Source organism: Ruegeria sp. H6 (assembly GCF_056532975.1).
On the sequence record NZ_JBQFOA010000015.1, the window covers coordinates 94020 to 102413 of the forward strand.

An 8394-nucleotide genomic window follows, 5' to 3' on the forward strand; every position below is an offset into this window, starting at 1 on the left:
GGGAAACTCCGGCTGCTGTGCCTATGTCTTGTTTCCTGTCGCATCTGTTAACGTGGCCAGCGCGGAAACATGTCGCGGCAGATCGCAACGGGAATGCAGGATATCAACAATGATCACCGCGTCCGGCTGATCCAGATAAACCAGGAAATGCTCTCCTGCGCGCACATATCTGAGATCCGCCGCCTCTTCGACCAATATAGAACAACTTCGGCTGGCCACCCTGCCCTCTGTGATGGCCTGACAGCGCGCTATTAGTTCTTGTTCATAAAGATCGGCTTGATGCGATCCAAACTTGTCGATGGTCCATCGGGCAATTTCCACCAGGCTGGATTCAGCGCGGCGTGTCAGTCGAAAGGGTCTGGTCACGCCTTGGCTCGTGCCCTTGCAAAGGCACGACGGATCGCATCCGAACCCCTGCCTTCTGCCAAATCTCCGGCCTGAGCCTGCGCTACACCCTCCTGCAAGCCTTGTTTGAGAGACTCCAGCCCCGCTTCTTCCCGCTCCAAAAGCCGAAGGCCGGCGCGCAACGCTTCACTGGCGTTCTGATATCGACCGGACGCAACCAGATTCTGCACCAGTTGATCCTGCGATTCTGTAAGTACAACATTGCGGGTTACCATGGCGTAAGCCTCCTTTTTGGCAATATATGCCAACGAGACCGTCTGTTCAACGATTGAGGAGCCCAAAATCACTAATTCGAGCAAGCTGGTTTTATGGACGCTAATGGGACGTGAACACACGGATCATGTCTGTGATCCCATATGAATCCAATGACGGTAGAGACTTGCGTCAAAAGCCGCGCCGCGCAAGCACAGCTGCACTGGATCGAGGACAGTTCCGTGTTCCGTCGCAACTTACAGGCGCACAATTCCCGAAACCCCGCCCTCACGGTATGCCATTTCTTGGGCAATTGGCGAGCGGCTGACTCTAGCCGGAATGTTCGCGTGTTTTCCTCTGCGCACGGGCTGAGCTCGGTGTATCTGACCCAGATCGCCATGCCATTCTCACCGCATCGTACTCCCGTACTGGCGCAGAAGTATTGTTACGAAGTTGGTATCGCAGAAAACTCGATAACGAAATTGTTGGTGAGAGAATTTGACCAATCAGCTCAACTAGCTCCCTGCCCTTCCCAATTGCGCAATTTGCGCCAAAAGCCGTTCGGCCTTCACTCCAACTCCATGCTAGAGGCGTTCTACTCAAAGCGGAGCATAGGGAGGAGTTTTACAGGAATGCCTTCGCATGCCTACGTTAGAACTTCATCGACTGAAAGAACCCATGATCCCGCTCAACCGAGTTTACAACTGTAAACCACCCTGCTCTGATGCAAAGCGTATGTAGTCCTCCGCGTTGGAAAACCTACAATATAGGCGAAAATCCTTGACTTAGTGCTATGAATCACGGCTGTTTATCTCAAGTGGCGCAAAAATGACCACATTCTTTAATTTGAGGCAACTACATGATTCCCGTGACACCACTTGCGGCAGAAAGACCATCGGCACTCGCCACGGAAATATCTGAGAGATTAAACTCGGCTATCCGGGAACATCTACTTGCTGCATTTGCCCCCGACAACACCAAATCACTGCGAAATTTTGCAGCGCCAGAAGCTGCTGAACTCTTAGGAGTCTCAGGTCAATTCATGCGCAAAGTCCACGCAGAGGGAACGATTCCTGAACCGAATGACGTACGCAGCGGTAGGCGTTACTATACTGCCCAAGAACTTTGGGAGGCTCGCGAAACGCTTGAGAAAACCTCACGCAAAAAAGGGCGCTATGTCCCTCGCCGGACTGAAGGAGAAAAGCTCCAAGTCTGGCAGTTGATGAACTTCAAAGGCGGCAGCAGTAAGAGCACCACAACAATTCACTTGGCTCACTATTTTGCGCTTCGCGGTTACCGTGTGCTGGCTGTTGATCTGGATCCTCAAGGCTCTCTTACATCCATGTGCGGCATAAGCCCCGAAATAGAGTTTGACGGGCTGACGATTTACGATGCTATTCGATATGAAGATCCGGTAGATATGGCGGACGTCGTGCTTCCGACGTACTTCCCCGGTCTCTCTGTGGCTCCGTCACGGCTTGTTCTTTCCGAATTTGAGACAGAATCTGCCGTTCACTCCAACCCAGACCATCCGTTCTTTACAAGAATACGGAATGCCCTGGCCCAGGTGGAAGGAGATTTTGACCTTGTTCTGATTGATAGCCCACCTCAGCTAGGATTCTTGACAATTGCTGGGATGGCGGCCGCCAGTTCATTGCTTGTGCCACTTACACCTTCGATGCTGGACGTGTCTTCGACGGCTCAATTTCTCGAACTCGCTGGTGCTTACATGGCAGTCATTGAAGATGCCGGCGCTACGCTCGAATACGACAACTTCAAATTCCTGATAACGCGTGACGAGCCAACAGACGTACCGTCTCAACAACTGGCTTCGTTCATGCGGGCACTGTTTCAGGATCGCGTTATGTCAGCCACAGCCCTCAAAAGCACCGCGGTCAGTGACGCCACAATGCTCAAACAATCAATTTACGAAGTCGTGCGGTCAGAAATGACACGCGCAACTTATGATCGGGCAAAGAACTCAATGGATGCGATCGGCTCTGAGGTAGAGCAAATGATCCATCAAGCATGGGGACGCAGCTAATGGCTAGAAAGTCGCTTCAGGAGATGTCGGGGATCGCAAACACCATCGCGCGCTCTGGCCCCAAGGCCATCGATAAAACTCCAAAACCCAATGCCCCTGCTCTTGGTGCGCTTCAGGGCTCTCTTGCCGCAATCAGGGAAATTGACCCTGCTCTGATCGACGACTGGGGGCCTGCCGATAGGCTCGGTGAGTTTACAGCTGTAAACATTGACGAAGAAGACGATAGTTTTGAAAGCTTGATGTCGAGTATACAAGACGGTGGCCAACAAGTTCCCATTCTTGTCAGAAGATCGAAATCCGACGGTCGATACGAGGCAATTTATGGACGGAGGAGGCTCAAAGCCTGTCGTGAACTTGGTATTAAAGTCCGCGCCAATGTTCAGGATATCGACGATGCTTCAGCGCTTCTCGCCAAAGGGCTTGAGAATGCTGCGAGGCGCAATCTTTCCTTCTACGAGAAAGCACGTTTCGCCGAGGCGATCCTGACTTCCGGGCATGACACGGCAACGGTGCGGCAAGTATTGAACGTTTCGAAATCAGGGCTGTCTCACCTGACAAAAATTACGCAACATGTTCCTGCAAAGATTGGTGACATGATCGGCGCAGCCCCAAAATCAGGCCGCCCAAAATGGACCGTGCTTGCAGAGCACTTCGTTGCAGGCAAGCTAGCGGAAGATGAAGCTGCAAATCTTCTTGCAACCATTGAGCCATCGATGTCGTCAGATGATCGGCTGGAAATGCTCCTAAAAGCAGCTGCCAAACGCGGTGCAAGACAAAGAGAAGGTGCAGCCGAACTCAACCCAATCGAAGGCGTTACAATCAAATCTACCAACGGATCACTAACTGTTTCGGTCAAAAGGACCGGAGCTAACGCTGGCTTCGCTAGCTGGTTGGACGAAAACATGGCTGAAATCATTAAGCGCTCACACGCTGAGTTTACAGCTGTAAACGCCAAGAAAAAGAACTGAGGACGAGCAGAAAGGAGGAAGGCAAACAAACAAAACCCCCGAAACCGGAGCTTCGAGGGCTGCTGCGCAAAGCGCAATTCTTAGATTAGACACCTAGAATCTAGCAGCACCCGAATCGCCACACAAGAAAAAACGCTCTTGAGCGAACGGGTAATTTTTGTCTGCCGATAGATAATCATGAAAACACTAACAGCATTGGCTCCAATTGGAGCGACCTTGTCGGGAACGGCAGGGCAGGGGAACAGTACGCCCAAAAAATGGATACTTCTTCGCGCCGTTGAAGAGGCCAGAGAACCTCTTGGGTTAAAATCCACAACTCTCAATGTCCTGAGAGCGATGGTTTCCTTTATGGGCGGTGATCAGATTGCTGCGGACCAGGATGATCATCACATCTGTTTCGCGTCCAACGCGGCGATAGCCAAACGAACTCATGTCAGCGTGCAGACAGTTGAGCGTCATATCTCGACGCTGGTGGACCTTGGACTTATCCGCCGCGTCATGAGCGCAAACGGTAAGCGATGGGCGCGCCGGGATCGCCAGGGCAGGGTGGTCACCGCAACTGGGCTCTCCTTGATGCCTTTGTCTGAACGGCACGCTGAGTTCATTCAGGAAGCCCAGAGGCATGCTGATCGCGTTCTCGAGTTCACTGTACTCCGTGACAAAGTTTCCGCCGCTCTGGCGCGCCTTAAGGAACTCGTAGCAAATGACACCGCGATCTCTGATTTGGTGACCACCGTACGCAATGCTCTGCGTCGCAAACCAGATGCGAATGTACTCAGCGAGCTGTTGGCAGAAATCTCTGTGGAAATCTCCGAGATAACACAGACTGATACAGAAAATTTGAGGGCCAGTGACAGTGAAATTGAGGGGCACAAAGAGGACTCTTTGAATCCGGAAGTTAAGAAAGAAAAGCTTTCTCAGATTCAGGTTTCTCCAGACCAAATGGAGCGCAGTTTTCCACGGCTATGCTCAGAACTACGCTTTGCAAAAGATCAGCACCACTGTGATCGGCTTATGGATGATATCGCCGAGTATCTACGGCTTGGCCAAACCTGGTATGCAATGAAATCAACTTTTGGCCCAGCTATTCGCTTCATTGTTCTCGGATACATCTTTCAACGTGCTGAGAACATACAATCTCCAGGGGCTTACCTGATTTCGTTGCTGGCCAAGATCGAAAAGGGCGAATTGTCTCCAAAGGCAATGCTCTCGCGGACATCCAATGCTACGTAAATTTGGGGAAACAGGATGAAATTTACCGTTTTCAGATTACACCTCCAAGTGATGACTGGATCGAAGGGTCTGAAAAAGGTGAGCTATAGGATTGACCTCTATAAATCACGCAACCATAAATAGTGAGTTATAGAAAGGAAGCTTATACCTCACGATGTGGAACTGGCAGAACCCTGACTGGCCTACCTTTCGTTACGACGCCGCAAGACTCGAACCATACGAGCAACAGTTCCTGTTGTCCTCAGGGGAAGTTCTTGGAGCGGTTCATCATGTGAACACATCGGATCGAGATCAATTGCGTATCGACCTGCTAAGCGAAGAAGCAATGAAGACCAGCGCGATCGAAGGTGAGATGCTGGATCGTCTCAGCGTGCAATCTTCCTTGCGCCGACATCTTGGACTGGCTCCCGACAGCTATCCATCCAAACCGCGCGAGCAGGGCGTTTCTGAAATGATGGTGGATGTTTATTCCAACTATTCGGAACCACTGTCACACGACACCCTGTTTCGGTGGCATGACATGCTTCTGTCCCATGACAGGCATCTGGAAACGATTGGATCATACCGGAGCCATGAGGATGCGATGCAAATCGTCTCAGGCAGGCTCGACCGCCCAACGGTGCATTTCGAAGCTCCACCTTCACATCAGGTTCCGGCTGAAATGGACCAGTTCGTAGCCTGGTTCAACCGGACCGCACCGGATGGTCCCGAACCATTGCGCGCACTGATCCGGGCCGGTTTGAGCCATCTGTATTTCGAGAGCATTCATCCCTTTGAGGACGGCAATGGCCGGTTGGGTAGGGCGCTGGCTGAAAAGTCCTTGGCCCAGAATATCGGTCAGCCAAGTCTGATTGCCCTTGCTTTCACGATCGAGCGAGAGCGGAAGGCTTACTACGACCAACTCGAACGCCATCAAAAGACGCTGGAAGTCACACCGTGGCTCGTCTGGTTTGCCGAAACTGTCCTTACAGCACAGCAGGTGACGCTTGAGCGGGTTGGTTTCTTTATTTCCAAGACGCACTTCTATGATCGGTACCGTGATCAGTTCAACACTCGCCAAAGCAAGGTAATCGCCCGTTTGTTCAAGGCTGGGCCGGATGGGTTCACAGGGGGATTGAGCGCTGAGAACTATATCTCGATCACGGGAACATCGCGCGCCACAGCAACGCGGGATCTCCAGAACCTGGTAGAGAAGGGCGCTTTGATCCGAACGGGTGAACTCCGGTACACGCGATATTGGTTAAAGCTAGATCGGGACGGGTAGGGGGCTGAAGTACGGCACGAAGGGCGGGAAGTGGAAGTTCGCTGCAGTCGCTACGCATGCTCGCAGGAAATGCGGAAGCTGACGTTTAGATAGCTTCCCAAGCGAGCATCTTTCTGTCCCGCCGCAAGGCGGCTCCGAGTTCGTACTTCATATGAATGGTCCATGCCGAAACTGGCGCAATGGGCGGGAAACGAACCTTCGTCGTGTCAATCCCGAACTCCGCTATGCGGCCTAAGCCGAGCTAGAGCTTGTCCACGCCGGTCATATTGATTGAATTCCGAAAGTGTGGAAACGTTCATATGGTAGACGCGTTAACGGCGATATTTCACATGAAGCGTATCCTGTTCTCAGTTGTGTTTTGTTTTCTGCCTGCGATGGTGCTGGCGGACAAAGTTGCCTTGGTAATTGGCAATGCGAACTACCAACATGTCAGCAATCTCAAAAACCCGTCGAATGATGCGATCGACATTGCAGAGGCATTGCGCAGGATCGGGTTTGAGGTCACAACAGGTCTTGATCTGGATTACCGCGACATGCGCCTTGCCATACGTGACTTTGGAGAAAAGGCAAAAAACGCCGAGTCGGTCATCGTATACTTCGCCGGCCACGGCATCGAGTTGGACAACACGAACTTCCTGATCCCTGTCAGTGCGGAACTGCGGAGCGACCGTGACATCGAACTCGAGGCAATCCGCCTCAACACATTGATTAGCTCCATCGCGGGCGCACCCGGCTTGAAGATCGTGTTGGTTGACGCCTGCCGCAACAATCCATTCCTCGCGACTATGGAGCGCACAAACAGCACCCGCTCAATTGGACGCGGACTTGCACGTATCGATCCGGGAGGTGTGTTGGTTGGATATGCTGCAAGGAGCGGAACGCTGGCGCTTGACGGCGATGGCCGCAACAGCCCCTATGCTCAGGCTCTGCTCAACCACATCGAGGAACCCGGACTTGAGATTGGCAAGTTGTTTCGGCGAGTCCGCGACAGGGTTTACACTCTGACAGAAGGCTATCAGGAGCCATTTACTTATGGCTCGCTTCCCGCCAGAGACATTTTTCTTGTTCCAGATGCGGCTGCAGGCTCGACGCCAGAGGAAGAAATTGAGCGTGTCGAAGACCAGATTTATGCGGACTTTGAACTTGCGCGTTCGCTCGGAAGGCTTGATGCGATCGAGATGTTTCTGGAGCGATACGAAGGCGAAAGGGATCATTTTGCAGTCGCGCTCGCCCTTTCGTTGCGGGACGACTTGCTTGCTGAGCACCAGAAGGACGAAGTGCCGGGCAACAGTAGTACTGCGCGAGACAAAGTAGCAGCTCTTGTGCCGACATCGCCTCAAAGCGCGAAGGATGATACAGAGACGCGCAGCCTGATCCGTGATATACAAACTGAGCTAAATCGCGTTGGCTGCAGCGCTGGCACAGCGGACGGTGTTGCGGGCCCACGCACGAGATCTGCTTTCTCTCGGTATATCAGCGCTAGAGAGAATCTTGGACTGACGCCTGAGAGCCTCGAGACCAGTGAAACTCTTGCCGCACTTCGAGGAGAGCAAGGAAGAGTCTGTAATCAGTTGGTCGCGCCGTCTTTCGCGACTTTTGATGGTGACTACATTGTCTTAATCAGACGCAGATGGGACGATGATTATTGGCAAACAACCAGTCGGCCCGACAAGGCCTATTTCCCCGGAAAAATCGAGCCACTTGCAGCCTTGCGCATCAATCGCAATGGAGACAAGCTGACCTTGCTATCTGCCCAAGGCTTTGCGGCCGAAGGGCCTTGGTTTAGGGACTTCACTGGCAAATTCGATGACTCCGGTCAGTTGAAATTGCGCTTCACATTGAGTTCGCATTTCGGGCAGGCGACACCCTATAAGGTCAATATAAGCGTCAAACTGCCCGAAGGACTTTCGCCAGGAAGAAGGCTTGTCTACGAGCCGCGCAGGATTGACGGGCAGTTTTTTCTGAATTTTCTAATACGCCGTGTCAGTTGAAACTTTAAAGCGATGTCCTTGCCTGCTCCGCAAGAAGACCGTCGCTCTGGGCTCCTCGTCGCTGTTCGCCGCAGATTTCGCCAAGGTCTTGTTTGGGCCGTCCGCGAAGACGGCCCAAGTTGTTAGATTTCAATGGCCTCTGCGATCGCAAGCGCATCTTCCAGCTCAACACCGAGATACCGGACGGTGCTGTCCATCTTGGTGTGTGTGAAACGGCATGCAAAATTGACCCCTGTATTGGGGTAATCGGCGTCCAAAAGTGACCCCCCTGATATTTCTGTTCAGAAGCTTCCTCAA

7 protein-coding genes and 1 pseudogene are annotated in these 8394 nt (G+C 52.4%); 5 read left to right on the forward strand and 3 right to left on the reverse strand.

Annotated features, from left to right (window positions below; genetic code table 11):
* Positions 1-21: 21 nt before the first annotated feature.
* Together ACR0AG_RS19750 and ACR0AG_RS19755 are read right to left on the reverse strand one after the other, a co-directional pair.
* The gene (locus ACR0AG_RS19750) at positions 22-366 is read right to left on the reverse strand and encodes a type II toxin-antitoxin system RelE/ParE family toxin (RefSeq protein ID WP_170417859.1); all 345 of its coding nucleotides are present in this window, start codon (positions 364-366) and stop codon (positions 22-24) included.
* Positions 363-620 (reverse strand): type II toxin-antitoxin system ParD family antitoxin, encoded by a 258-nt coding sequence (locus tag ACR0AG_RS19755; RefSeq protein WP_170417856.1) that lies wholly within the window; start codon positions 618-620, stop codon positions 363-365. Before ACR0AG_RS19755 ends, ACR0AG_RS19750 begins: the two co-directional genes overlap by 4 nt.
* Before the next feature lie 836 nt (positions 621-1456).
* On the opposite strand from ACR0AG_RS19755, the gene repA reads away from it, so the two are divergent.
* The 5 genes from repA to ACR0AG_RS19780 all read left to right on the forward strand — a co-directional run bounded on the left by repA (position 1457) and on the right by ACR0AG_RS19780 (position 8097).
* Positions 1457-2641 carry a plasmid partitioning protein RepA gene (gene repA, locus ACR0AG_RS19760; protein WP_170417853.1) on the forward strand — a complete coding sequence of 395 codons (1185 nt, stop codon included), beginning with the start codon at positions 1457-1459 and terminating at the stop codon, positions 2639-2641.
* Entirely contained in the window at positions 2641-3609 is a 969-nt protein-coding gene (repB, locus tag ACR0AG_RS19765) for a plasmid partitioning protein RepB (RefSeq protein ID WP_170417850.1), read from the forward strand. The genes repA and repB overlap by 1 nt, the downstream gene beginning before the upstream one ends.
* Positions 3610-3786: 177 nt before the next feature.
* Positions 3787-4842, forward strand: coding sequence for a helix-turn-helix domain-containing protein (locus ACR0AG_RS19770; RefSeq protein ID WP_170417847.1), 1056 nt, complete (start codon positions 3787-3789; stop codon positions 4840-4842).
* Between the two features lie 154 nt (positions 4843-4996).
* Positions 4997-6106, forward strand: coding sequence for a Fic family protein (locus ACR0AG_RS19775; RefSeq protein WP_170417844.1), 1110 nt, complete (start codon positions 4997-4999; stop codon positions 6104-6106).
* 329 nt (positions 6107-6435) lie between these two features.
* Positions 6436-8097 carry a caspase family protein gene (locus ACR0AG_RS19780; protein ID WP_170417841.1) on the forward strand — a complete coding sequence of 554 codons (1662 nt, stop codon included), beginning with the start codon at positions 6436-6438 and terminating at the stop codon, positions 8095-8097.
* Positions 8098-8219: 122 nt separating this feature from the next.
* Here ACR0AG_RS19780 and ACR0AG_RS19785 read toward each other — a convergent pair.
* A pseudogene (locus tag ACR0AG_RS19785) lies at positions 8220-8303 on the reverse strand (integrase); the annotation flags it as partial.
* Positions 8304-8394: the final 91 nt, after the last annotated feature.

Excerpts from the sequence above, each read along its gene's own strand:
- ACR0AG_RS19755 (WP_170417856.1), bottom strand. The coding sequence starts at position 620 with ATGGTAACCCGCAATGTTGTACTTACAGAATCGCAGGATCAACTGGTG.
- repA (WP_170417853.1), top strand. The coding sequence starts at position 1,457 with ATGATTCCCGTGACACCACTTGCGGCAGAAAGACCATCGGCACTCGCC.
- repB (WP_170417850.1), top strand. The coding sequence starts at position 2,641 with ATGGCTAGAAAGTCGCTTCAGGAGATGTCGGGGATCGCAAACACCATC.
- ACR0AG_RS19770 (WP_170417847.1), top strand. The coding sequence starts at position 3,787 with ATGAAAACACTAACAGCATTGGCTCCAATTGGAGCGACCTTGTCGGGA.
- ACR0AG_RS19775 (WP_170417844.1), top strand. The coding sequence starts at position 4,997 with ATGTGGAACTGGCAGAACCCTGACTGGCCTACCTTTCGTTACGACGCC.
- ACR0AG_RS19780 (WP_170417841.1), top strand. The coding sequence starts at position 6,436 with ATGAAGCGTATCCTGTTCTCAGTTGTGTTTTGTTTTCTGCCTGCGATG.